This is a genomic window from Pseudomonas sp. FG6 (genome assembly GCF_057809015.1).
In genome coordinates this window covers 33,659-58,564 of record NZ_JBMDJD010000024.1, presented here as the reverse complement: position 1 = coordinate 58,564, position 24,906 = coordinate 33,659, and the positions used below count along the sequence as shown (strand labels likewise).

21 protein-coding genes are annotated in these 24,906 nt (G+C 60.9%); 10 read left to right on the top strand and 11 right to left on the bottom strand.

Going from position 1 to position 24,906, the window contains the following annotated elements:
• Positions 1-41 precede the first annotated feature (41 nt).
• Complete coding sequence (locus ACODSJ_RS16755) at positions 42-788, top strand: YkgJ family cysteine cluster protein (protein WP_489102787.1); 747 nt, start codon at positions 42-44, stop codon at positions 786-788.
• Between the two features lie 193 nt (positions 789-981).
• Positions 982-1,953, top strand: coding sequence for a 2-hydroxyacid dehydrogenase (locus ACODSJ_RS16750; protein WP_489102786.1), 972 nt, complete (start codon positions 982-984; stop codon positions 1,951-1,953).
• 139 nt (positions 1,954-2,092) lie between these two features.
• On the opposite strand, the gene ACODSJ_RS16745 is transcribed toward ACODSJ_RS16750, so the two are convergent.
• Positions 2,093-2,995, bottom strand: coding sequence for a DMT family transporter (locus tag ACODSJ_RS16745; protein WP_489102785.1), 903 nt, complete (start codon positions 2,993-2,995; stop codon positions 2,093-2,095).
• Between the two features lie 140 nt (positions 2,996-3,135).
• Between ACODSJ_RS16745 and ACODSJ_RS16740 the strand changes: the two genes are divergently transcribed.
• Entirely contained in the window at positions 3,136-4,011 is an 876-nt protein-coding gene (locus ACODSJ_RS16740; protein ID WP_489102784.1) for a helix-turn-helix domain-containing protein, read from the top strand.
• Between the two features lie 161 nt (positions 4,012-4,172).
• Here the strand turns inward: ACODSJ_RS16740 and ACODSJ_RS16735 are convergent, their stop codons facing one another.
• Entirely contained in the window at positions 4,173-4,583 is a 411-nt protein-coding gene (locus tag ACODSJ_RS16735) for an HPF/RaiA family ribosome-associated protein (protein ID WP_489102783.1), read from the bottom strand.
• 450 nt (positions 4,584-5,033) lie between these two features.
• Between ACODSJ_RS16735 and ACODSJ_RS16730 the strand changes: the two genes are divergently transcribed.
• A complete protein-coding gene (locus ACODSJ_RS16730) occupies positions 5,034-5,351 on the top strand; it encodes a DUF3509 domain-containing protein (RefSeq protein WP_489102782.1) in 318 nt (105 codons plus the stop codon).
• Here ACODSJ_RS16730 and ACODSJ_RS16725 read toward each other — a convergent pair.
• Positions 5,348-5,848 (bottom strand): phosphate-starvation-inducible protein PsiE, encoded by a 501-nt coding sequence (locus tag ACODSJ_RS16725; protein WP_489102781.1) that lies wholly within the window; start codon positions 5,846-5,848, stop codon positions 5,348-5,350. The two genes, ACODSJ_RS16730 and ACODSJ_RS16725, sit on opposite strands and share 4 nt — an antisense overlap.
• A gap of 197 nt (positions 5,849-6,045) precedes the next feature.
• Here ACODSJ_RS16725 and ACODSJ_RS16720 point away from each other — a divergent pair, with 197 nt between their 5' ends.
• Positions 6,046-6,306: a YebG family protein gene (locus ACODSJ_RS16720; RefSeq protein WP_003205410.1), complete on the top strand. Its 261-nt coding sequence runs from the start codon at positions 6,046-6,048 to the stop codon at positions 6,304-6,306.
• A 74-nt stretch (positions 6,307-6,380) separates the two neighbouring features.
• On the opposite strand, the gene ACODSJ_RS16715 is transcribed toward ACODSJ_RS16720, so the two are convergent.
• Positions 6,381-7,769 carry an aminotransferase-like domain-containing protein gene (locus tag ACODSJ_RS16715; RefSeq protein ID WP_489102780.1) on the bottom strand — a complete coding sequence of 463 codons (1,389 nt, stop codon included), beginning with the start codon at positions 7,767-7,769 and terminating at the stop codon, positions 6,381-6,383.
• A gap of 339 nt (positions 7,770-8,108) precedes the next feature.
• Here ACODSJ_RS16715 and ACODSJ_RS16710 point away from each other — a divergent pair, with 339 nt between their 5' ends.
• On the top strand, positions 8,109-9,314 hold the full coding sequence (locus ACODSJ_RS16710) for a benzoate/H(+) symporter BenE family transporter (RefSeq protein WP_489102779.1): 1,206 nt from the start codon (positions 8,109-8,111) through the stop codon (positions 9,312-9,314).
• A gap of 35 nt (positions 9,315-9,349) precedes the next feature.
• Here ACODSJ_RS16710 and ACODSJ_RS16705 read toward each other — a convergent pair whose 3' ends face one another.
• The gene (locus tag ACODSJ_RS16705; protein ID WP_489102778.1) at positions 9,350-10,369 is read right to left on the bottom strand and encodes a Glu/Leu/Phe/Val dehydrogenase family protein; all 1,020 of its coding nucleotides are present in this window, start codon (positions 10,367-10,369) and stop codon (positions 9,350-9,352) included.
• 185 nt (positions 10,370-10,554) lie between these two features.
• On the opposite strand from ACODSJ_RS16705, the gene ACODSJ_RS16700 reads away from it, so the two are divergent.
• Positions 10,555-11,358 (top strand): SirB1 family protein, encoded by an 804-nt coding sequence (locus ACODSJ_RS16700; RefSeq protein ID WP_489102777.1) that lies wholly within the window; start codon positions 10,555-10,557, stop codon positions 11,356-11,358.
• Positions 11,359-11,430: 72 nt separating this feature from the next.
• On the opposite strand, the gene maiA is transcribed toward ACODSJ_RS16700, so the two are convergent.
• Genes maiA through hmgA form a run of 3 tightly spaced genes read right to left on the bottom strand, consistent with a single transcriptional unit; the run spans position 11,431 to position 14,689 of the window.
• The gene (maiA, locus tag ACODSJ_RS16695; RefSeq protein WP_489102776.1) at positions 11,431-12,066 is read right to left on the bottom strand and encodes a maleylacetoacetate isomerase; all 636 of its coding nucleotides are present in this window, start codon (positions 12,064-12,066) and stop codon (positions 11,431-11,433) included.
• A 10-nt stretch (positions 12,067-12,076) separates the two neighbouring features.
• Positions 12,077-13,381 carry a fumarylacetoacetase gene (fahA, locus tag ACODSJ_RS16690; protein WP_489102775.1) on the bottom strand — a complete coding sequence of 435 codons (1,305 nt, stop codon included), beginning with the start codon at positions 13,379-13,381 and terminating at the stop codon, positions 12,077-12,079.
• A 3-nt stretch (positions 13,382-13,384) separates the two neighbouring features.
• Positions 13,385-14,689 carry a homogentisate 1,2-dioxygenase gene (hmgA, locus tag ACODSJ_RS16685; protein WP_489102774.1) on the bottom strand — a complete coding sequence of 435 codons (1,305 nt, stop codon included), beginning with the start codon at positions 14,687-14,689 and terminating at the stop codon, positions 13,385-13,387.
• Positions 14,690-14,852: 163 nt separating this feature from the next.
• Here hmgA and ACODSJ_RS16680 point away from each other — a divergent pair, with 163 nt between their 5' ends.
• Positions 14,853-15,668: an IclR family transcriptional regulator gene (locus ACODSJ_RS16680; RefSeq protein ID WP_489102773.1), complete on the top strand. Its 816-nt coding sequence runs from the start codon at positions 14,853-14,855 to the stop codon at positions 15,666-15,668.
• Between the two features lie 27 nt (positions 15,669-15,695).
• Here ACODSJ_RS16680 and ACODSJ_RS16675 read toward each other — a convergent pair whose 3' ends face one another.
• From ACODSJ_RS16675 to ACODSJ_RS16665, 3 genes are all read right to left on the bottom strand, one after another.
• A complete protein-coding gene (locus ACODSJ_RS16675; protein WP_489102772.1) occupies positions 15,696-18,245 on the bottom strand; it encodes a helix-turn-helix transcriptional regulator in 2,550 nt (849 codons plus the stop codon).
• Between the two features lie 308 nt (positions 18,246-18,553).
• Positions 18,554-19,921, bottom strand: a complete 1,368-nt coding sequence (locus tag ACODSJ_RS16670; protein ID WP_489102771.1) for a DUF1329 domain-containing protein — start codon at positions 19,919-19,921, stop codon at positions 18,554-18,556.
• A 22-nt stretch (positions 19,922-19,943) separates the two neighbouring features.
• Complete coding sequence (locus ACODSJ_RS16665; RefSeq protein WP_489102770.1) at positions 19,944-21,737, bottom strand: DUF1302 domain-containing protein; 1,794 nt, start codon at positions 21,735-21,737, stop codon at positions 19,944-19,946.
• A 637-nt stretch (positions 21,738-22,374) separates the two neighbouring features.
• On the opposite strand from ACODSJ_RS16665, the gene ACODSJ_RS16660 reads away from it, so the two are divergent.
• Positions 22,375-24,357 (top strand): S-type pyocin domain-containing protein, encoded by a 1,983-nt coding sequence (locus tag ACODSJ_RS16660; protein ID WP_489102769.1) that lies wholly within the window; start codon positions 22,375-22,377, stop codon positions 24,355-24,357.
• A complete protein-coding gene (locus ACODSJ_RS16655) occupies positions 24,354-24,620 on the top strand; it encodes a hypothetical protein (protein ID WP_489102768.1) in 267 nt (88 codons plus the stop codon). Before ACODSJ_RS16660 ends, ACODSJ_RS16655 begins: the two co-directional genes overlap by 4 nt.
• The last annotated feature ends 286 nt before the right edge of the window (positions 24,621-24,906 follow it).

The following is a 24,906-nucleotide window of genomic DNA, read 5'->3' as shown; positions in this document are numbered from 1 at the left end:
TTCCTGTCGCCGCTTTCCAGCCTTTTGCGACCGGTCACTCGATGAATACAACGTTCTCCTGCGTAGGGTGCGGCAAATGCTGCACCGATCACCACGTCCCCCTGACACTCGACGAGGCCCGTATGTGGGCGGATGACGGCGGTCAGGTGATCGTCCTGGTGGAGGCTTTCCTGTCCAATGGACTGGGCCTGCCGGCAGCGCAACGCGAACATGCTGAACGTCGTTCGGCGGTAGTCCGCAGCGGCGCCACCGAAGCCCGCGTGGCAATCACTTTCGCGGCCTATAACGCCGGGCGTTGCCGGAATCTTGACGAAGAGAACCTGTGCCGCATCTACGAGCGTCGCCCCTTGGTGTGCCGGATCTATCCCATGGAAATCAACCCGCACATCCCCTTGGACGTCACCCGCAAGGATTGTCCGCCTGAATCGTGGGAAACCGGGCCGCAACTGATTCTCGGCGGCAAACTGGTCGACCAGGAACTGGCCCGGTTGATCGAACGCTCGCGCCAGGCCGACCGTGAAGACATCGCACTCAAGGACCGCATCTGTGCGTTGCTGGGCATCCGCACCACGGCCTTGAAGGGGGACGGCTTCACCGCCTACCTGCCAGACATGAGCGCATTCGCCACCGCCCTCGACCAGGCACCTCGGCAAGCGGAGCAGCAGGCTGGTGAATGGCAGTTCCATGTGTCAGGGGATGACGTGGCCAGCCAGGTGCTGGCCAGTGGCGCGCTCGTCGTGACTGAAGCACCGGTGGATTACGCCTTTATTTCCCTGCGAGCGGCGTAGCCATCCCCCTGTGGGAGTGGGCTTGCTCGCGAAAGCGGTCTGGCATTCAACATCTATGCAAGCTGATCCGACGCCTTCGCGAGCAAGCCCGCTCCCACAGGAATTTGCCGCATCCTGTGGAGCTCCCCTCTCGCCTAACCCGCGCCGAGAATGTTAGCGTGCTTGGTATCCACTCCACGACGAGCCCTGCGCGATGAAAAAAACCGTACTTGCCTTCAGCCGTATCACGCCTCAAATGGTCGAGCGCCTGCAACAGGACTTCGACGTCATCGTGCCAAACCCATCGAACGGTGACATCAATGCCCAGTTCAACGAGGCCTTGCCCCATGCCCACGGCCTGATTGGTGTCGGTCGCAAGCTCGGGCGCGAGCAGCTCAAGGAGGCGGCCAACCTGCAAGTGGTCTCCAGCGTGTCGGTGGGCTACGACAACTACGACCTGGCTTACTTCAACGAGCGCGGGATCATGCTCACCAACACCCCTGACGTCCTCACCGAAAGCACTGCCGACCTGGCTTTCGCCCTGCTGATGAGCAGCGCCCGCCGCGTCGCAGAACTGGACGCCTGGACCAAGGCCGGGCAATGGCAGGCGACGGTCGGCCCGCAGTTGTTCGGCAGCGATGTGCACGGCAAGACCCTGGGCATCGTCGGCCTGGGTAACATCGGTGCGGCCATCGCCCGGCGCGGCCGCCTGGGGTTCAACATGCCCATCCTGTACAGCGGCAACAGCCGCAAGCCCGAACTGGAAAACCAGTTGGGCGCGCAATTTCGCGAACTGGACCCATTGCTGGCCGAAGCGGATTTCGTGTGCCTCGTGGTGCCCTTGAGCGAGAAGACCCGTCACCTGATCGGCCAACGCGAACTGGCCCTGATGAAGTCAAGCGCGATTCTGGTGAACATTTCCCGTGGCCCGGTAGTGGATGAACCGGCCCTGATCGAAGCCTTGCAGAACAACCGCATCCGCGGTGCCGGGCTGGACGTCTACGAGAAGGAGCCGCTGACCGAATCCCCGCTGTTCCAGCTGAAAAACGCCGTTACCCTGCCCCACATCGGCTCGGCGACCCACGAAACGCGTGCCGCCATGGCCAATCTTGCTGTGGATAACCTGCGAAGTGCCTTGATGGGCGAACGCCCGCAGAACCTGGTCAACCCGCAAGTCTGGAAATAGGCCCACACCGTGGCGAGGGAGCTTGCTCCCGCTGGGCTGCGCAGCAGCCCTTTCGGTTTAGCTGATGCAGCGCGGTGACAGGTACACCGTGGGGTTGCTTCGCAACCCAGCGGGAGCTTGCTCCCTCGCCACAGGATTATCAGCGGGCGCCCAAGGCGACTTTCGTCGCCACCGGCCGGGGCTTGCGAAAGACCAACACGTTACCCAGCATCACCAACACCAGCCCGACCAGCGCCGGTGCCGTCCATTGGTAGCCTTCGACGTAGGCCGAGACGTTCAATGCCACCACCGGAAACAGTACCGTGCAATACGCCGCCCGTTCCGGCCCCATGCGCCCCACCAGCGTCAGGTACGCGGTAAAGCCGATCACCGAGCCCGGGATCACCAGGTACGCCAGCGAGCCGATGTAGCGCGTGTTCCATTCCATATCGAAGGGGATACCGTTGAACAGACACCACAGCGCCAGCATTGCCGCGCCATAAGCCATGCCCCAGGCATTGGTGGTCAATGGCTTGAGCCCGGCCTTCTGTTGCAGGCTCGAGAGCATGTTGCCCGCCGAGAAACACAAAGTCCCCAACAGCGCCAACGCCAACCCGAGCAAGGTTTGCGGGCTCGCGCTGTGTCCGGCCAGCTCCGGCCAGAACAGCAACCCCAACCCCAGCAACCCCAAGGCACCTCCCAACAGTACGTTGCGGGCGATCCGCTGGCCAAAGAACACCCGGGCATTGAGCGCATTCCAGAGCGTGGCCGTGGAAAACACCACGGCGATCAAGCCACTGGGGATCCACTGGCTGGCCGTCAGGAAACACATGAAGTTGACGCAGAACAGACACAAGCCCTGGGCCACGCAAATCAAGTGCCCCCGGCGGTTCATCACCTGCAGGCGCCGACTGAGCAAGAGCATCGCGAACAGGATCAAGGCCGCGAGACCGAAACGATAGACAATCGACACCGGGATGGCGACCACCCCCAATTGCAGTTTCAGCGCAATCCAGGTGGTGCCCCAGATGAGTACGGTAAGCAGGTACAACGAGAGGTTCATGACGACGGCTCCTGACAATGACGACCAGTGTCCCGCCGTCGCGCGCCTGGCGCTTGCATAAACTTGCGGTTTTGTCCGCTCGCCGGCTGGCAGGGGCCGGCCGACGGAGTAGGATGCAAGGCGTTGATAGAGAAACGATCATGCCCACATTGCACACCCTGCAAGTCTTCCAAGCCTTGAACAGTTCGCCCAACGCCCGCCTGGAGCACAGTGCCGAGCTCGGCGACGGCATGGCGGCCGCCTTGTGGAGCAACCATCACGACGCCCGGGACTACGAGGCGCCGACCCACCACACCTTGTCTTGCTACATTGCCGGCGGTACCGGCACGTTCCGCCGCGAACGGCCCGACGCCATGGGCGCGCCCGACAAACTCTGCGTGCTGCCGGCGGGACATGAATCGGCCTGGGTCATCAACGGCGACATTCGCCTTGCGCACCTGTACTTCAGCCCCGAACAGTTTGCCCTCGGCTGCGTCACGCTGCTGGATCGCGAACCCCGGCAAGTGCAACTGTGCGAGGCCACCTTCCTCGACGATCCACAACAGGCACGGCGCTTCCGGCAATTGATCGCACTGAACTGGGACGAACCCGGCGAACGCCTGCTGACCACCAGCCTGGCCCACGAACTGCTCGATCACCTGCTGCTGAGCCAGGTTGGCCAGCGCCAAGGGCTTCGCCTCAAGGGCGGGCTGGCCACGCACCAGCGGCGAATGCTGGTGGACTACATCGACACCTACCTGGGCGATGCCATCAGCCTTGGGCAGCTCGCAGCGCTGTGCACGTTGTCCGAATACCACTTTGCCCGGATGTTTCGCGAAAGCTTTGGCCTGCCGCCTCATCAATACGTACTGGCAAGACGCTTGGCCCGTGCGCAGCAATTACTGCGCAACACCTCCCAAGCATTGGGCGAGGTGGCGCTGGCCTGTGGATTTGCCAGTGCCAGCCACTTTACCAACCGTTTTCGCCAGGCCCTGGGCGCAACACCCGGGGAGTATCGACAGGCGTTTTTGCGCTAGCGCCGGTGATTGCCATCGCGAGCGAGGCCAGTAACGCCAATCATTCGACCATTCCAAATCCCTTGTGGGACTCGCGTCGCATGGAGATTTTGTGCCCCCCAAACAAAACGGGCCTGCAATTGCAGGCCCGTTTTTCAGTCGTCATTGAAATGAACGCGGTTTCAGCCGTGGAGTGCAGCCCGTTCGTTCTCCAGGAATTCTTCTTCCAGCATGGCATCGGCCAGGGCGACGGATTCGGACGGCGTCGCGGTGGCGGCGCGCTTGCCGCGCAGTTTACCGAACAAGTGCTCCAAGGCGTTTTCGAGCTTGGTGGCGGCACCTTCGATCGCCAGTTCCAGCGACTCGGCCTTGTGCGTTACGGAGACCGGTTGATGGCCCTTCGGCCGCGCTTCAAGCTGGCAACGCAGGTCATGTGGACCTGGCTTGTCACCGTTTTCATCACGTAGATGAACTTCGACCCGTGTCAGGTCTTCCTCGTAACGTTCGAGCGTGCTCTCGATGGTAGTACGTACCCACTCCTCCAGTCGGATGCTGCTTTGAATATGGTTATCGCTGTTGACTTGGATTTGCATAGTTCATCCCTTATTTCGGCTAGCTCGCCAGGGGCCTGTAGACGTTAGCGTAACGGCCCCTTGAGTACAGAGTCGGGCTCCCGAAGGAACAATTCAAGCCCCCAGAAAAGATAAATATTCCTTTGCAAATAATGCCGGACAACGAACAAAAGCCCTGTTAATGTCGGGAATTGCCTTGCACCTCTTTCACCACTTCCCTGCACCGCCTGCGAACACTCCCTGCCCCGAAACGGGCAGCCTGCACACCCCTGTTCCTGCGCGCCCCACGCCCATTGGCCGGGTTCATTGTCCCTGCGTTTTTCAGGCATGCCCCTTGCTACTTGCTTCCTGCCGATTGCCCTGGCAACCAACGATGAACTCGATCATGGAATGGCCGATGGTCCGGAGTTGCGAACTAATCATGACCACGGTCGGTCAACAACTGCACGTTCAATCAGGCGGTGACGCATCATGGACAACCCTTTTCAGATCATTACCGACGCTTTCGCGCCGCAATACCAAGTCAATCTGAGCATCCAGGGCCTGGATGGCCGCATCATGCTGACCCTGTCCAAGGCCGGGCGCATCGTCGCCAGACGCATGATCAGCGCCCAGCAACGCAACGACCCGGAGCGGCTCAAACGCCTGGTGCAAAGCATTCAATTCGGCATGGCCATCGAACAGGGCCACAGCGCCGTGGCCCTCCTTGAAGCCATGACCGACGGCGGCAACACCAAGCTGCCACCCCCACAGGTCCGAGGTTGCGCCCCGAGCGTCGCCAGCCTTTAGATCTCGCCTTTCTCCACCTCGACCGCCTCGCTGGAATTCGCGCCAGCCTTGCGGTGCGGGTGGTCGATCTTCACCGAGGGGAACTGCGACGAGGCGTAGCGCACCACAAGGATCGCGAAGGCCAGCAGCAGGATGCCGCCGCACAGGTAGATGATGCCCATGTCCGGCGGGTTGTGGTGCGAGACGTTGGAGATCAGCAGGCGCGTCAGCGCCGTGATGGCGACGTAGATCAGAAACCGCACCGGCATGTGGTTGGTCTTGAAATAGATCCCCACCATCGCCCCCAGTTCGAGATAGATGAACAGCAGCAAAATGTCATCGATCTTGATGTTCCCCGCCTCGATCATCTGCAAAAACTCCATCACGGAGGCCCATGCGGTCACCGCCCCGATGGCGAACAACGCCAGGTAATGGAAGCTTTCTACGAACAGGTTGCCCAGGGACTCCGCCAACTGGTGGACGTTCTGGCGCAGGTTCTCGGCCCAATTGATTTTCACAGTGTAATTTCCTTAGGTCGGCTCGACCGGATGATGCGGGTTGGACATGACAGTTGTTCTGCATGCAGAAAAAAGGCCAGCGGTTAGGCTACATTAAAAAGCCACTACCCAAGGGCAAGGGATTCGCTTACACTTTTACCTGTATATAAATACAGTAATCACACAGATAACCAATGTGAAGGCATGTGAGGTGGTGAATGGCCGTCGAAGTGGTATACCGCAGCAGCCGGGATTTGGAGCGCTTGTTCATGGATAAAGCCGAAGCTGACCGTCATGACAAAATGCTGGAGCTCGCAGAATTGCTGGCCGAGGTGTTGCAAAAAGCCGTCCCATCGCTGAGCGAGCAACAGGTCGAGGAAGCCGGGATCTACATGGCGAAGAACCGTGACGTGTTCGCCAAGGCATTCAAGAGCCAGCCGGACGCCTTGTCCGAACTGCTCAACCCGTCGGACGAATAACCCAAAAAGATCGCAGCCTTCGGCAGCGCCTGCAGCAATACCCGTGTAGGAGCTGCCGAAGGCTGCGATCTTTTTTAGTAGTAACGACGCGGATCGGAATCGATCAGGCTGGCCAGCTTGGTCAAGGCAAAACGCAATTCGTCCTGGCTGGTCGGTGACATCAGCACCAGGCGCACGCAACGGGTGGTTCCAGAGCGTTCCGCCTGGAACTGCGTACCGCTGAGCACCAGCACGCCATTGGCCCGGGCCAGCAGGGTGAATTCGTCGCTGGTCCATGGCTCGGGTAACGTCAACCAGACGTGATAGGAATAGGGCTGGGCCTTGAGCTCGAAATTGGCAAAGATTTCCCCGGCAATGGCTTGCCGGCCGGCGGCTTCGTTGCGCTGGATCCGAATCAGTTTCTTATCCAGGCCTTCGGTGATCACGTTGCTGGCCAGCTGCGCAGTCAACGGCGACGGCATCCAGACGCTGCTGCGCACCATCGAGGTCAGGCGCGACAGCAGTTTCGGCGGGCTGTAGAGATAGCCGATGCGAAGAGCCGGCATGACCGATTTCGACAAACTGGTCAGGTACACCGAACGTTCCGGCGCAAACGCCGACAATGGCTTGATCGACGGATCAGTGGCGAGAAAGCCATAGATATCATCGTCCAGGATGATGAAGTCGAACTCTTCGGCCAGCGCGGCAATCTGCGCCCGACGCTTTTGCGACATGATCGCCGTCGTCGGGTTCTGGCAGGTCGCCACGCAGACCAGCATCGCCGGCTTCTCGCGCAGGCACAACTCGCGCAGCGCCTCGGGAATGATGCCCTCGTCATCCATCGGCACGCCGCGCAGCCGGCGCTCAAGGCCATGGGCCAGGGAAATGATGCCGGGGTAGCAAAGCGCTTCGCAGAGCACCAGGTCACCGGCGTTGGTCAGGGCACTCATCGCAACCATCAAGCCATGCTGGGCACCGGCGGTGATCACCACTTGTTGCCACTGCGCATCGGGCAATGAATGGCGTAACCACTGCGCCCCCGCTTCACGATGGGCCGGATGCCCACCGTCCGGCGCGTAATCCAGGGCGCGGGCAAAATCGGTGCTATGGGCCATGCCCACCAACGCATCGCGCAACCAGAACTCAAGGGTTTCGCTGGAAGGCTTGATGATGGAGAGATCGAGCCACTCCGACTGCCCCAGGTTCAACGTAACGGCGCCGTGGCTCGCCGGCAGTTCCCGCGATTTCTGGTTGAGCACATACGTGCCACGCCCCACTTCCCCCTGCACCAGTCGACGCCGGTGGGCTTCGCTATAGGCCCGGCTGATGGTGCCCGGCGTGACATTCAGCGCCATGGCCAGCTCCCGCAAGGTCGGCAGCCGATCACCTTCGTTCAGCACGCCGTTGCTGATGTCGCGTGCCAGCGCATCGGCAATCGACAGGTACATCGGCTGGCTGAACTCGCTTAGCTGGGGAACCCACATGAATGATCACCGCCACCGGAGAAATGATGAAAATCCGAGCATACCACGGCGGCAAAGCAACCAATAATTCGACACGAGCGTTAAATTGATTCGATTGAGTCGATCAACATTTCACTACCCTGCAATCCAACCTAATCCAACAAAAAATAAAAATCACATTAATCAATAAGTTAATAACCGAGCGCCGTAGAAAATCGACAAACACATCAGAAAATTTTCCATCCCGAACGAATCAATTATTGAATCAGTTCAATTTATTCAAATACACTGGCAATGAATCGAATCAATCGACTCAATAATCCTCATCACTGCGCGCCTGTCGTGCCAAGTCGAGACATCATGGACACACTCAGAAAGGATCTATCCCTCTCAGCGGTCATTGCGGGCTTTATCGCCGTGGTCATTTCCTATGCCGGCCCGCTGATCATCGTGTTTCAGGCGGCCAAGGAAGCGCACTTGCCCGATGACGTGGTGTCGTCATGGATCTGGGCCATTTCCATTGGCAGCGGAATGACCGGCCTGCTCCTGAGCTGGCGACTGCGGGTTCCGGTGATCACCGCCTGGTCGACGCCAGGCGCAGCATTGCTGGTGTCGATGTTGCCAACCGTGTCCCTGCCCGAGGCCATTGGCGCCTACATCGTGGCGTCGCTGATCATTGCGGTGATCGGCCTGTCCGGGGCGTTCGACAAACTGATGAACCGCCTGCCCAAGGCCATCGCCGCGGCCATGCTCGCCGGCATCCTGTTCCGCTTCGGTGCCGAACTGTTCACCTCGATCAAGCTGCAACCGGCGCTGGTACTGTCGATGATCGCGGTCTACCTGGCGTTCAAGCGCCTGTCGCCCCGCTACGCCATTTTGTCGGTACTGGTCATCGGCTGCGCAATGGCCGCCTCGTTCGGTGAGCTCAATGGCCAATCGATCACGGTCGCCGTGGCCCAACCGGTGTTCATCGCCCCGCAATGGAGCTGGCACGCGATCATCAACATCGGCCTGCCGCTGGCACTGGTCACCCTGACGGGTCAGTACGTGCCGGGCATGGCCGTGATGCGTACTGCGGGCTACGACACGCCTGCGCGCTCGATCATTTCGGTCACCGCGATCGGTTCGGTCCTGATGGCGCCCTTTGGCTCACATGGCCTGAACCTCGCTGCCATTACCGCTGCGATCTGCACCGGTCGCGAGTCCCACGAGAACCGCGACAAGCGCTACATCGCCGGGATCGCCTGCGGGGTGTTCTACCTCCTGATGGGCACCTTCGGCGCAACCCTGGCCTCGGTGTTCTCCGCACTGCCCAAAGAGCTGATCGCCTCCCTGGCCGGTCTCGCCTTGTTTGGCGCGATCAGTGCCGGGCTGACCGGCGCCATGGCCGACGAAAAACAACGGGAAGCGGCGCTGATCACCTTCCTGGTGACCGCCTCGGGCATGAGTTTCCTGGGCCTGGCCGCCGCGTTCTGGGGATTGATCTTCGGCCTCGTGGCGCATTTCGCGTTGACCTACACCCGAGAGAACAAAGCTGCCGTTATCGCCGAAGGCAACCGACCATGAGCGCACGTGACGACGGCATCGTCGCCTCCTGATTTTCAGCGATACAACAGTCGCTCCGCCAGCTCGTCGGCCACCCGGGCTGGCGAGCGTTTTTCCGCCTGGGCGTGGGCGAAGACTTCCGTGAGCCGGGCACCGATCTTCGACAGGTGCGCGGTAATGGTGGACAGCTCCTCGCCGCGATGCTTGAGGGCCACGTAGATCAAACCGCCGGAGTTGATCACGTAGTCCGGGGCATAGAGGATCCCGCGTCGTTCCAGCTGATCGGCCACTTGCAGGCTGCTCAGCTGGTTGTGGGCCGAACCGGCGACGGCCGAGCAACGCAGCTGCGCCACGCTGTGGCTGTTGAGCACGCCACCGAGGCCGCAAGGAGCCAGGATGTCGCACGGGGTGCTGAGCAACGCGTCGTTGGCAATCGGATGCGCGCCCAACTGTTCCATCGCCAACTGCACCTTGCCAGGGTCAATGTCGCTGACCAGCAGTTCGGCGCCCGCCGCATGCAGCTGTTCCGCCAAGGCAAAACCGACATTGCCCAAGCCCTGGATCGCCACCCGCAAACTTTCCAGGTTATCGCTGCCCAAGCGAGCCATGGCCGTGGCCCGGATGCCGGCAAACACCCCCAGCGCCGCATGCGGTGCGGGGTCTCCGGCGGCGGTGGTGCTGGTGACATGACGGGTTTGCTGGGCGATGCAATCCATGTCCGCCACCGAGGTGCCGCTGTCGATGGCGGTGATGTAGCGCCCGTCCAGCTGTTCGATGCAGCGGCCGAAGGCTTCGAACAGCGCGGCGCGGTTGTCCACGTGGGCCGGACGCATGATCACCGCCACCCCGCCACCCACCGGCAAGCCCGCCAGGGCGGCCTTGTAGCTCATGCCCTGGGCCAGGCGCACCGCGTCGGCCACGGCACTTTCATCGTCGGGGTAGGACAGGTAACGGCAGCCACCCAGGGCAGGCCCAGGACGGCTGCAATGAATGGCAATGACCGCCTTCAACCCGGTGGCCGGGTCTACGCTCAAGTGCAGCGATTCAAGGCGGGAGCTTTGCATGAGAGCAAACATCAAACGGCTCCCGAATCACCTTTGTTTGTTTCGCCAGTATAGGCGTGTGGCCGAAATTTGCTGGAGCACGCCGGAATAACGCGCTCCGGCCCTCAGTCTTTTGGGCATAACCGCGTGACGACGACTGCCGGACTGGACGAAAATCCACGGTGCGGCTAAAACGGGGTCATTGCCCGGAGAGTTCGATGAAGCCGCGCCAAGCTTTTCTTGAATGTTTGCAGCGCACGCCGCCCGCGTTGTTCGAAGCGGCGCTGTGGGTGGCTGCCGAGCATGATCGGGACGTGGACGTCACGGCCTTGCTGGAGGACTTCAAGGCGCTGCAACAGCAAGTCAGCCATGGCCTGCCCCTGCTGCCGGTCAGCGAATTGGGCCAGCCCTTGTTGCGACGACTCAATGACCTGGGGTTCGCCCAGGATGACTTCACGCCCCTGCGGCCACGGGCGGCGCTGCTGGACAAAGTGCTGGCGCGCAAGCGCGGGCAACCCCTGGCCCTCAGCCTGATTGCCCTGGAACTGGCCAGGCGCCTGGAGATACCGATGGTCGGTGTCAATTTCCCTGGTCATTTCCTGCTCAAGGTGCCCGGTGCAGACCACCTGCTCGATCCCTGCGGAGGCCGTCGGTTGTACCCCAATGACTGCCGGGAATTGCTGCAGCGCCAGTACGGCCCGAACATGCCCCTCAAGGCCGAGCACCTGGCTCATGCCGAGCCGATGCAGATACTCCAGCGGCTGTCGCGTAACCTACGGCAGTTGCACCTTGCCAACGACGAGTACATCGATGCATTGATCGATGCCGAGCGGGTATTGGAATTGGGCAACGCCAGCGCCGCCGATTACCTGGCCCGCGCCAGCCTGTACCAGCGGCTCGACTGTCCCAATGCCGAGCGCTTCGACCTGGAGCATGCGCTGATGCTCAGTGACGACCCGATCCAGCGAATCCGCCTGACGGAACGGTTGGGGCAACTGCCGCCGAACTCGGTGGTGCATTGAGTCGTTTGGCAGTGGAGGACACCACGAAGATCGACTGTCCACTGCAAACTCTGTGAGATCGGCGGCGAGCCTTCATGGGGTATCCGGCTGATTGGCCGGATGTGCCTTCCGGAATGCCGGATGCACTGCCGCCAACGCCGCCACACGGCGGATCCGCGGGAAGTCCTGCAGGGACACCTTGAAGCGCTCGGCGGCATAGAGTTGCGGGATCAGGTACACATCCGCCAGCCCCGGTACGGCACCGAAACAATAGCCGTCGTCGCCAATCAACTGCTCCACCGCCGCCAGCCCCTGGCCGATCCAATGCGCGATCCACTCCGTCACCTGGGCCTCATCGTGGCCCCACGCCCTCAGCTTGTTGAGCACACTGACGTTGTGCAGCGGATGAATGTCGCAGCCGATCAACGCCGCGACACCCCGCTCATGGGCACGGACCGCCAGGTCGGCGCTGAGCAGCGGCACCTGTGGATAACGCTCCTCCAGGTATTCGAGGATGGCGGGCGACTGCACCAGCAGCGCCCCCTCATCGGTACGCAGCGCGGGCACCCGCCCTTGAGGATTGATCGCCAGGTACGCCGGCTGGCGGTGCTCGCCCCCTGGCGGTGCGATCAGGTTGACCGGCAGGGCCTGGTAATCCAGGCCCTTGAGCGCCAGGGCAATGCGCACCCGGTAGGACGAAGTGGAGCGGTAGTAGGTATAGAGTTGCATGCCTTGTCCCTCAACGTGCCGGCAAGACCTTGCCCCGGCACTCGCCAAACCCGATGGACACAAACCCCTCGCGGCGGCAGCGCGCCCGCAGAATGATTTCATCGCCATCCTCCAGGAACTTGCGCACTTCGCCAGAAGCCAGCTCGATCGGCTTTTTGCCGCCCTCGGTGATCTCCAGCAGGCTGCCGAACTGGTCACTCTCGGGACCCGACAGGGTGCCCGAACCGAACAGGTCGCCGGCTTGCAGTTGGCAACCGTTGACGCTGTGGTGCGCAACCATCTGCGCCACGGTCCAGTACATGTATTGGGTATTGCTCAGGGTCAGGCGCTGGGCCGGCAGGCGCTGCTCGCGCATCGCCTCGGTCAGCAGCAGGACTTCCAGTTCGATGTCGAAGGCACCGCCCGCCTGGTCTCGCTTGTCCAACAAATACGGTAAGGGTTGCGGATCGCCTTGCGGGCGCGCCGGTTGCGGGCGGCGGAACGGTTCGAGGGCTTCGGCCGTCACCACCCAGGGCGAGACACTGGTCAGGAAACTCTTCGACAGGAATGGCCCCAGCGGTTGGTATTCCCACGCCTGGATGTCCCGCGCCGACCAGTCGTTGAGCAGGCAGAACCCACCGATGTGTTCGGCCGCATCGCCAATGGCGATGGGTTCGCCCAGCGCGTTGCCCTTGCCTATCCAGATGCCCAGTTCCAACTCGTAGTCCAGCCGCGCGCACGGGCCGAAGCTCGGCTCGGACTGGCCGGCGGGCAGGGTCTGGCCCTTGGGACGGCGCACCGCCGTGCCGGACGGGCGGACGGTCGAGGCGCGACCGTGGTAACCGATGGGGACGTATTTGTAGTTGGGCAACAGCGGATTGTCGGGGCGAAACAGCTTGCCGACATTCTGTGCGTGCTCGATGCCGACGTAGAAATCGGTGTAGTCGTGGATCTTGGCTGGCAGGTGCATCTGGCACTCGGTTGCCAGCGGCAGCAAGCTCGACGCCTGGGCCTGGAGCGTATCGCGCAGCGGGCTGTCTTCGCGTAGCAGCTCCAGCAGGCGCTCACGCAGGGCGACCCGAGCACTGCGTCCCAGGTCGAAGAACGCATTCAACTGACCGCCGGCCATGGCCTCGACGGCTTCGCGCGCCGCGCCGTCGAACAACCCCAACTGCAACGCGGCCTGCAAGTCGAAAATCCGCTCGCCAATGGCAACGCCGCTACGCGGGGCATCGCTCCCCCGGCTGAAGATGCCCAGGGGCAGGTTTTGCAGCGGGAAATCGACATGGCCGTTGGCGCAGGCCACCCAGCTACGGGCAGTGGAAAGAGAGGTCATGGATTATCTCCGGGTCGGGTCGAACGTGACAGGCAACGAGGCCCAACAAGCATCGTAGTCGGTTTGCAATTGCGGGCAGTCCAGGGCGAAACGGCTCGGGCGCAAGACCTGGCTGGTTTCGAACATGAAGGCCATGGTGTTGTCGATTTTTGCCGGTTGCAGCTCGACGTTGATGGCCTTGGTGCAAGTTTCGCCGTCCGGGCCATGGGCGCTCATGCAACTGTGCAGCGACGCGCCGCCAGGCAGGAAGCCTTCGGCCTTGGCATCGTAGGCGCCCTGGATCAGGCCCATGTATTCGTTCATCAGGTTGCGGTGGAACCACGGCGGACGGAAGGTGTTCTCCGCCACCATCCAGCGCGGAGGGAAAATCACGAAGTCGAGATTGGCCAGGCCATGCACGCTGGTGGGTGAAGTCAGCACCGTGAAAATCGACGGATCGGGGTGATCGAAGCTCACCGTACCGAGGGTATTGAAGCGACGCAGGTCGTATTTGTACGGCACGTTGTTGCCGTGCCAGGCCACCACGTCCAAAGGCGAATGCCCCAGTTCGCATCCCCACAACTCACCGAGGAATTTCTGTACCAGGGTGGTGGGCTGCGCGAGGTTTTCGTAACGGGCAACCGGCGCGAGAAAGTCCCGGGGATTGGCCAGCCCGTTGCTGCCGATCGGCCCCAGATCTGGCAGGCGCAATGGCGCGCCATGGTTCTCGGCGATGTAGCCGCGAGCTTGCGGGTCGAGCAGTTCGACGCGGAACTTCAGCCCCCGCGGCAACACGGCGATCTCCAACGGCGCCAGCTCCAGCACGCCCAATTCCGTGGCGATGCGCAACCGTCCCAGTTGCGGCACGATCAGCCATTCACCGTCGGCATTGAAGAATACCCGCTGCATGGAACGGTTGGCGCAGTAGTGATAGACGCTGATGCCGGCGGGCTTGTCCGGGTTGGCATTGGCCACCGTGCGCACCAGGCCGTCGAGCAGGTCGGTCGGCTCGTCAGGAATCTGCAACGGGTTCCAGCGCAGCCGATTGGGCGTGACGTCGCCCAAAGGGCCACCGGCGATCTGCCGTTCAAGCCTGGCGAAGGCCGCATGATTGGCGGACGGCCGGATGCGATACATCCAGGTCCGCCGCGCTTCGCCACGGGTCATGGTGAAGGCCGTGCCGGAGAACAGTTCGGCGTAGAGACCATAAGGGGCTTTTTGCGGGGAGTTCTGGCCGACGGGCAGTGCGCCGGGCAGCGCTTCGCTGGCGAATTCATTGCCGAAGCCCGACTGATAAGCCAGGTCCGACGCGGTGGAGTCGAGGTGCATGGAGGCCTCCTGAACACAGGATAGGTACGGCCTGTCGCTTTACACAAAAGAACGAGGCGCACCGGGTTATTTTTATCGTAATCCAATTACGCATAACGTAATTTGCTCGACAGCGACCGTCAAGCTATAAAGACGCCCATTCGCCTCTGGACCTCGCGCCGCCATGGAAACCCCGCTCAGCAACGGTAAACAGAAAGTCCGCTCCGCCGAAGTCGGCACCGACATTCTCAAGGCCCTGGCCGAACTGTCCCCCGCTACCTCGCTGTCGCGCCTGGCCGAACATGTGCAGATGCCGGCCAGCAAGGTTCATCGCTACTTGCAGGCCCTGATCGCCAGCGGCTTCGCCGAACAGAACGCCGCCACCAATCACTACGGGTTGGGTCGCGAAGCCCTGCGCGTGGGCCTGGCCGCCTTGAACAGCATGGACGTGCTGCAAGTGGCCGCCCTGCCCTTGGCCGAGTTGCGCGACGACTTGAACGAAACCTGTTTCCTGGCGGTATGGGGCAATCACGGCGCAACCGTGGTACGCATTGAACCGGCCGTGCGGGCCGTGACCGTGGTGACGCAACTGGGCTCGGTGCTGCCGTTGCTCAGCTCCTCCACCGGTCTGGTATTCAGCGCCTACCTGCCAGAGCGCGAAACGATCGAGTTGCGTGAGCAGGAACTGGCGAGCAGCCGCCATCCGCTGCTGGTCGACACCCGGGCGTACGCAGCCTTGTGCGAACAGATCCGCAGTCGCGGCCTGCATCATGTGCATGGCTTGCTGATGCCCGGGGTCGATGCCTTGTCTGCCCCGGTGTTCAACGCGGTCGGCCAGGTGGCGGCGGTGATGACCATCGTCGGCCCGACCTCAATGTTTCACGCCGACGAAAACGGCCCGGCGGCGCAGCGGCTGCTGGCCGCGACCCGGGCGGTCAGTTGGCGGATGGGGTATGAGGCGGCCCCGCAGGCTGTACAGCAGGTCGAGGTGGATCACTGAGGTCCGGGAGACAAGGGATAACGCCAGCTACCCCATCATCCCCATGACCTTGGCCTTGGCAACCGCTTGCGTACGCCGTTGCACGCCCAGCTTGCTGTGTATTCGACGGGAATGGGTTTTTACCGTGTGCAAGGAGATGAACAGCCGTTCGGCGATCTGCTGATTGGAATGACCTTGCGCAATCAGTTCCAGGACCTGCAATTCACGATGGCTGAGCAAGGGCTCTTCGGCCGTTGCCGCTGACTCGCTGCACGCTGGCGACACGGCCTGCTGCAGCAACCCGGGCTGGCGCAAGTCCAGCTCACGCAAGGCCTGCTGGGCGCGCCAGCAGACCACTCGCTCGCGCGCCTCTTGCATCAGCGAACGCGCCTGGCAAGGGTCTGCGGACAACCAGGTCACCTCCGCCAGCGCCAGATGCAGTTCGGTTTCCAGCGCATGCATTTCACAGCGTTGCGCCTGCTCGATCATGGCCATGAGTTGGGCTTGCGGATCCTCCGCCCGTCCCAGGTAAACCTCGGCCAGCACCAGCAGGTATTCGAGGCGGGGAATCAATTCCAGGGTCGCGGGAGGTGCATGCCGGGCCTGCGGGCCCCGAAAATGTCGCAAGACCCGGGTCAAGGCTTCATGGGCCAGTTCCGCACGCCCTTGCTGCAACCAGAACTGGCAACTGGTTTGCAGCAACACACCGCGGTAAACGGTGTCGGGAATATGCCGCTGCTGCATGACTCGCTCGGCATCGCGCAGTTGCCTGAACGCCTCGCCATAATCGCCCTGGTTGGCGGCCAGGCTGGCCTTGCCTAAAAAGCCGTACAGCACTTGTTTATCCTGGTTGTGCAGGCTTGCGTCCAGGCCGGCTTGGAATTGCTCGGCGGCCTGCTCCTCAAGGCCCATGCGCAACGCCAGGCGCCCCCGCCGCAGGGCGATACGCCCCGACAGCGCAGAAAAATCCTGGCCTGGCTTATCGAGCAACAGTTGGACCGCACCCAGCAGATGATCAGCCCGATGGGGTGCGCCACGCTGCTCCAGCACCTGGGCATGGTCGAGCTCCAGCAAGCCTTCGAACACCAGCGACCCTTGCGCTCGCGCCAGGCACAACGCCTGGCGATTGGTCCAGTGCGCAGACGCCAATTCACCGTTGAGCAGCGCTTGCTGCGTCAGCCCCATCAGGCACAGCAGCCGCAGGGCCCAGCCCTGCGGATCCAGACTGGCCTGGGCCTGGAGAAAGTGCTCGCGAGCCTGTTCGCCATCGCCCGAAAGGTGCAGCAGCCAGCCTCGCAAGACCTGCCATCGCGCGATCAACTGTCGCTGCAAGGCGGCCAAGGGCTGCGGCGCGAACCGGGCCAGTTGCTCGATGCAGTCTGACGCCTGGTCGAAGCGCCCGGCGAACAACAGAGCCGCGGTCACCAGCCCCACCGATTGCGGGGTGCCCAGCGCCAGTGCTTCGCCCTGGCGGTCATGCAGGTTCAGCAACAGCACCACGTTCTGGCGTTGCAAGACGTGCTCGAAACTCAAGTGCTGCAAGAAACTGACGGCGGCCTCGAACTCCTCGGCGTGCATGGCCTGCTCGAATGCCATCTGCCAATCCTGTTCGGCCGCGAACCACTGGCAGGCCCGGCGATGCCAGGAACGTCCTTGCGGCCAGGGCTCTTCACGCACCAGCCGGGCCAGTGCCGGAAAGATGTGCAGCCAGTCCGCAGACTGTTCCCAGGGCTCGATGAAGCATCCCAACTCCAACAAGGCAGGCAGGCATTCCGCCCCCACCGTGTCGCCGAACAAATGCTCGCACAGCCGAGCGTTGAAGCGCGGCAAGTGCGCCAGCACCCGCCAGGCCTGCGCCAGATCCGGCGTCAGCGCGCCGAACAGCTCGTACTCCAGGTAATCGGGCAAGGTTCCCGCACGCCCCGGCGAGGCGTGACGGCGCGCCCATTCGCAACGTTCGAGCAAGGCCAGGCGCACCCCGGCGCACCAACCTGCGCTGCGCTGTATCACTTCGCGGGCAGTACGGGTCGCCTCAGGGCCGGGCAGATGACCGAGCAGCGCCTGGACATCGTCGACGGTGAATGCCAACGCACGGGCGTCGAATTCGTGCAATTCATCGTCGAGCAACAGCCGCGGCCAGTTGCAATGGGGACGGCGACGCCCGTTCAGCCACAGGTGCAGCGCCGGGCTGCAGGTGTTCAGCAGACGGTCGAGCAACTGGTCCAACTCGGGATTCGGTACCCGGCAGTAATCATCCAGGAACAGCCAGGTGGGTGTCTGCAAGCGCGCCAGGTGAGCCAACACTCCCGCCTCATCCATCAGCGGCAGGCCGAGGGCCTGCGCCAGTTGCTCGCACAGTTGCCCAGCGCTCAGCGCAACGCCGCCCAACGGCAGCCAATGCAGCCGACAACCGGCAGGTGCTTGCAGGAAACACTCGGCGAACAACGCGCTCTTGCCACTGCCCGCCGGCGCGCAAAGCAGCTTTACCCGCGCCTCGGACGTCAGCAAAGGCTCGCTCAAGGACCGCCGTGGCACATGGGTGGAGGACAGGCGAGGCAGCAACCCAGGACGGTCCGGACACGGTGTCATGGCGGTCATGTGCGAAGGTCCTTTTTATTGTTCTGCCATCACCCTAGCCCTGTGTCGCCCACCTTTGGAGAAGTATTCAGCGCGCTGATTGGTGCCCATAAAAAAATGACCGGCAGGAGGGCTGCCGGTCGTCATGTTTGGTTTCAAATCAAACGCGGTCCTGTGGCGAGGGAGCTTGCTCCCGCTGGGGCGCGCAGCGGCCCTGAAACCAGACGACTCGATGTATCAGGTACATCAAGTGGCCCTTTTTTTGGGGCTGCTTCGCACCCCAGCGGGAGCAAGCTCCCTCGCCACGGGTTCTCATCAGTTAGAAAAGTTTATCGAACCCCGGTCGAGCGCAACGCTGCCGGCGTGTAGTCGGCCGCCCGGGCTTCGAACCCGTATTCGTAGCTGTGTTTCTCTTCGTTCTTCATCCCCAGCGCGATGTAGCGGCCGGCGATGAGGTCGTAGAGCGCCTCGAGGGTGTAGCCCGGGTTCTGGTGGTCGTAGTAGAACTGTGCATGCCCTTCGGCCACGCGCCACAGTTGGCCGCGACCGTCGTAGTGGTCCACCAGCGCCGCCTGCCAGCTGTCTTCGTCGAAATACATGTGGCGCTTGGCATAGATGTGTCGCTCGCTGGGCTTGACCGTACCGACGACTTCCCACACCCGATGCAATTCATAGCGGGTCAGGTCCTGGTTGATATGACCGGCCTTGATCACATCGTCGTACTTGAGGTTTGGCGAATCGAGTTTGTAGCTGTTGTAGGGAATGTACATTTCCTTTTTGCCGACCAGCTTCCAGTCGTAGCGATCCGGCGCCCCGGAGAACAGGTCGAAGTTGTCGGAGGTGCGCAAGCCGTCGGCCGCGGTGCCCGGACCGTCGTAAGCCACTTGCGGGGCGCGTCGCACACGACGTTGGCCGGCGTTGTAGATCCAGGCCAGGCGTGGCTCCTTCACCTGATCGAGGGTCTCGTGGACCAGCAACACGTTACCGGCCAGGCGCGCTGGCGCGGTCACCTCTTGCTTGAAATAGGTCAAGACGTTGCCGGCCTTTTCCGGATCGGCGTCCTTGATCAGGAACGGCACGGCCACTTCTTCTTCAAAGCGGATCGGCGTGAAGCTGCCATTGGTCTGCGGCGTCGCCTGGGTGATGATGCGCCGCAGGTTGCCACCGTGGTAACGGGTGACGTGGTTCCACAACACTTCCACGCCGTTCTTGGGAATGGGGAACGCGTAGTAACGGTTGCCGGTGAAATTGGCCAGGCCGTTGCCGTCGTTGATGGCGGCCACGTTGAGCGCGCTGCGCTTGGCCGACTCATAGATCTCCGGCGGCAGGCCAACGCTGCGGTGGGTCGGGTAGACCGGAATCTTGTACGTCTCGGGGTAGCGCTTGAACATCGCGACCTGGCCTTCGGACAGCTTGTCCTTGTACTTGTCCACGGTCGCGGCGGTGATGGTGAACAGCGGTTTTTCATTGGCGAACGGGTCGGCCAAAAAGCCCTTGCTGTCCACCGCACCCGCGTTCTTGGGGATGCCACCGGTCCAGGCAGGGATCGAGCCATCGGCGTTGCCGGCCTTTTCCGCGCCCAATGGCGTGAGGCTGGTGCCCAGTTTGTTCGCTTCCTCCGGCGATACCGCCGCCATCACGTTCGCGGCCAGCAGGCTCAAGGCCAGGGCACCGCATTGCAGGATCATCTTGCGCATTGGGTTTTCCTTGTCAGCCAGATCAGAAGTTCACGCCAAAGCTCAACGCGAGGAAATCGCGGTCTTTGAGAACGTTGTAATCGCCGCCGAAAAAGTCGGTGTAGCTCAGGCTGGCGGTGTAGGTGTTGCGGTAGTCGGCATCGACTCCGACGCTGACGGCCTTGGCGCCTTCGTTGAACAAGCCGTTGGGACCATAACCCGCCACGTCATGGGACCAGGACATGTTGGGCTTGAAGTTGATGCCGGCGATCACGTTGGAATAATCGAGAATCGCCCGGGCGCGATAGCCCCACGACGTCGAGGTGACAAAGCCATCGGTGTCGCCATTGAAGCCATACTGGCCGTAGACCGAATCGCGGCCGTAACGCAGCTTGTCCTTGGATTCCAGCCCACCGACGTGCACCACCGCCGCCTCGCCCACCAGGGTCAGGCGATCGGCGCCCAGTACCTGGTCGAAGAAGTGCGTCATGGTGCTCTGGACCTGGGTGATTTCCTTGCGACGGTAACCGGTGTTGTCGGCACCCGGTGAGGTGGCGATGGGCGATGCCGCGCCCCCGGCAATCGGGTTGAGCAGGGCCAGTGTCAGGTCGTTGGTGTTGAGCTGCACCGGCGCATTGGGGCGGTAGCTGATTTCGCCGGTCCATGCGGTGCCGGTGGGCAGCGTGGTGGAGAAACTGGCGCCGTACAGGCGAATGTCCTCGGGGTACTCCAGGTAGTACTGGCCGCGTCCGAGCATCACGCTTTGCGCCACGCCCGCGCCGCTGCCGGGAAAGATACCGTTGGCCGTCGCAATAATCCCCGGCAGCGCCGCCAGCGTCGAACGACCCGCGGTGATGGTGCCGACGGTCGGCGTGCGGCTGTGGTAGTTCATGAAATACAAGCCGTACTCGGTGTCGTCGCCGAGCCAGCGCAACGCCGTGCCCCACTGGCCGGAATCGCGGGCGTCGCGGTCACCGCTGCGGGGAATGATCACCCCTTCGCTGGAAACCTGGATGCCCTGGCCAAACGCCTGGGTCAACGGCACGAAGGGCGCAACGGCCGGGCTCCCCACCGTGTAACCGGTGGTGCAGCCGTCCGCCACCACGTCATTGCCGAAGAAGGTGCCGCAGTTGTCGACGACCGTCTGGTCCCATTCCAGTTGGTAGAAGCCTTCGACGGTGAGCTTGTCGGTCAGGCCCTGGGAGGCGAACAGCATGTTCACCGGGATCAGGCCTTCCTTGATCTCCGCACCCGGGCGGCGGAACGCGGAGACGTCCACCGGGTTGATGCTGTTGATGGAGTTGCCGATGAAAGTACTTTCCCCCCAACTGACCACCTGCTTGCCGGCGCGCACCGTGCCCGGCAGGTCGGCGATGGAATAGTTGTGGTAGACGAAAGCATCGAGGATCTCTGCCCCGGACGACTTGGCGCCCTCTTTTCGATTGCTGTCGCTGATGTCCTTGAACGGCCGGCTCTCGTCCTTGAGTTCGAAGTCGTACCAGTACTTGCCGCGCACGAACACACCGGTGTCGCCGTACTTGAGTTCGAGGTCGTGCAGGCCCTTGAAGATCTTGGAGTAGGTTTCGCCTTTCTTGAAGTTCAAGCGCCCGTCATCACCGGTGGACGATTGGCCCCTGCCGCCGTTGACAGTGCCGATCAGGTCCTTGTCGGCATCGCTCATGCCCCAGCTCGCGCCGACGGACAACGAGGAATCGAACTGTCCCTCGATCTCGCCAATGTTGAAAGAAACGGCCTGCGCCTGGGCACAGCAACCCAACGCCACCGCGACGGCCAGCGCCTGCGGTTTGAAGATGGCGCGCATTGTTATTGTTGTCATGCGTCTTCCCCGGTGAGTGACAGAGGCTTCACCCTACTGCCCCGGACCACGGGCGATAAGCGCACCAAGGGGGTATTCGCGCTGTCGCCCGAAAGGATGACAGCCCAGGCAGCGCGGGCCTTTGCGAGGAGCATGAACGCACTGGATGATGGCTTATCAGCGCCACGCATGATCATCCCACCCGCCCCACTGTTGCGCGCCCTGCAACGGTGCATGTCCGGATCCGGGCTGTTTCCCAAGCGGCCTGGCCCCTATGCTGGCCGGGCTTGCAGGACAACGGGCCTGCAAGCCTGAGTCGTCACGGCATCCCTCATGCCTGGCGCACCGTCTTCCGGATGGGTTGCTGCATGGATCCATCACCCCCGTGTTCACTGGCGTTGGTTTTCTAGCTCCTTTGCAACGTCATGCTTGGGCCGCTGCATATGCAGCGGCCTTTTTTATGGGGGGCCGTTTCCTGAGATAAAACTTCTTGTTTCCTACGTTGCTGTCGGAAACGCCCGCCTGCCCAGTTTCTGCGATCGAATTTATAGTCATTTCTCGTCGACCTGGATGGCGACGGAATAGCCAGCCATGAATTAACTGCAAGCATTGGATGCGAGCAGTCCATTGAGATATTCGAATCGAAAAGGAAATCAATATGCAGCAAGAAAAGAACATTCTTGTAAACAGGGGAATCCCCCCTACGCTCCCGCTTCAAAGTCATGGATTCGGTAGTAATTGGGATCACTCTGCGATTACGATCAATGCGGATCTCGGACGTGACGGCATCGACATTGCTACAGATTGGATATGGGAAGCCAATACCCAAACCGAAAAGACCTACAACACCAATATAAAAAGTATCGTTCGCATAACTGACGCTGAACTCGCAAAAGCAAGAGCGGCTCTCAAGGCTATCGCACAATCCGGACCCGACGCGCTCACCTCTGAGTTAAACGCGTTGAGCTTACTACTTTCCAGCATAACGACAGAGCATAAAAAACAGATAAAAACCGCCAACATTTTTTATGGTCATGATCCGCTGACACATAAGACACGCGATCCCTTTTTGAAAGGGTTCGAAGTCCCTATGCGCATATCAGAAAAGGACTACATCAAAGCGGCAGAAAAATGGAATACATCTTATGCAGCGGCCTACCATGCAAAATTTCTGGCTGAACAGATAAAGCTACTGAATGCTCGCTTAGCCATACAAGACAAAGCCATCGCCGAGGCCAACGCAAAAGCCGAAGCCGAAGCCGAAGCCGAAGCCGAAGCCGAAGCCGAAGCCGAAGCTAAACACATTGCCGCGGAACGAGCGCGGCTAGCAGCAGAAGCACAACGCCAGGCAGCAGCCGAGAAAGCCGCCGCTCAAGCAAAAGCCCAGGCCGAAGCAGAAGCCAAGCGCATTGCAGCCCAGCAAGCGCGCATCGCAGCCGAAGCTGAGGCCCACCGTATTGCTCAAGGGCAGGCATTGCGACAAGCCCTGGCGGGTAGTGCATTCCCCATATCGGGTACGGCAGCCATCTCAAGCCCGGTATTCACCATCGCCGGCAGTAGCCTGGCCATAAGCCCGGAAGTGACCTTGGCAGTCCAGGCAGCGCTTCGGACCGCGATCACCGTGGCTGCCGAATCGATCAGCGCAGTAGCAGCACCGGCTTTGGCAGGGTTCGCGGCGCTGCTTTATTCATCCGAATTGGGCAATGGTGACCTCTACGCGTTGAGCGTCCCACTGTCTGAGCTCGCACCAGACAATTCCGATGATTTGCACGCAGTCGCAACAGCACAGGGTGAGATCAGCCTCCCCGTCGTCATAGGCTCCAGAACGACGGCCAATACAACAGAGTTCGCCGTAACGGATACTCGCAGCGCGCTGGCTGTGTCCAAGGTACCCGTGCGTCTCGCCACGCTTGATCCCTTGGGTAATTTTTACCGATCTGTAAGTCCGGACGCCGCATCCAACACCGTTATCTGGACTCCCTTGGTGAAGCCGGATGGTATGTCCACATCGCTGCCTGCCATGACACCGGACATTCCTCTTTACGCCGGAGCTACCCCAGTGGCGGTAGCGGGGCGAATTGATACGCACCCCGAATTCGATCTCTACCATTTTGGTGGATTCGTTACGGTGTTCCCAGTTGAATCCGGTATTGCGCCGATCTATACCGTCTTTAACAGTCCTTATGAAGGGGCAACGACCAAAGGCGAGCACAGCGGGCGCGATTTTAACCCGGAGCAGGCTGGCGGACCGATTTTGGAGTTGGATTGGAGGACAGCGACGGTTACTCAGAAAGGCTTGGATGCGGTAAAGCTGCATATCGCTCGACTGAATCAGTCTGATGCAAATGATGTAATGATCGAACGGCTTGAGGATATTTTAAGTGGCAAGGTCGATGCCACCGATACAGATCGGCGGTACTACACACATGAAATCAGAGAATTAGAAAGATTTCGAGCGCTGGGGCTCGCCGATGACTTTTCGCCCGCACAAGGCTCATCCGATTGGAACAACGCCCATACCGCAACACTTGAAGATTTTAAACTACAAGAACTATTACTTTATACGCCGGATGCCTTGATCAAAGCGGATCTACAAGACGAAAGAAACTATCAAAAATTCCTAAAGGAAATGTTCCAATGAACACAATTGAGCAGATAGTCATGAACGAATCCTTGGAAGACATCATCACTGTGTTTGCGCTATTTAAGGCCCCTCCACACCTTGATTTGATGATTAGGCGCCACAATCAGGAGCTTGTGCAGCACGGCGAGCTTGAAAAAACCTATAAGAAGCTTCTCGATGCAGGCATATTGTCAAACGGTGCAAAAGGACTGTGCATTAAAGGTCCAAATTGGAGAGCACCAAAATTCGCCACTGAAAAACGATATATAAATCTTGATTAAACGACTTTTCATCAAACCATTATAAGCAAGCATGTGGCGGCATTTTATTGCCGCCACCGTACTCATTTAGAGCACTTCAAGCGGGCAGAAAGTAAATAGAAGAATAAAAACGTCTTTTGAAAGGAGAATTCTTATAGACACCATCGAAAAAATCGTGAAAAACGAATCGATTACAGACATCGTTTCCGCTTTCGGCATCTGCTTAGCGTATCCATCGCTCGACAGAATGGTCTCCCGTTATCGATTTGAGGCTGTAGCAAATGGAGAATTGCTCAGAACCTATGCA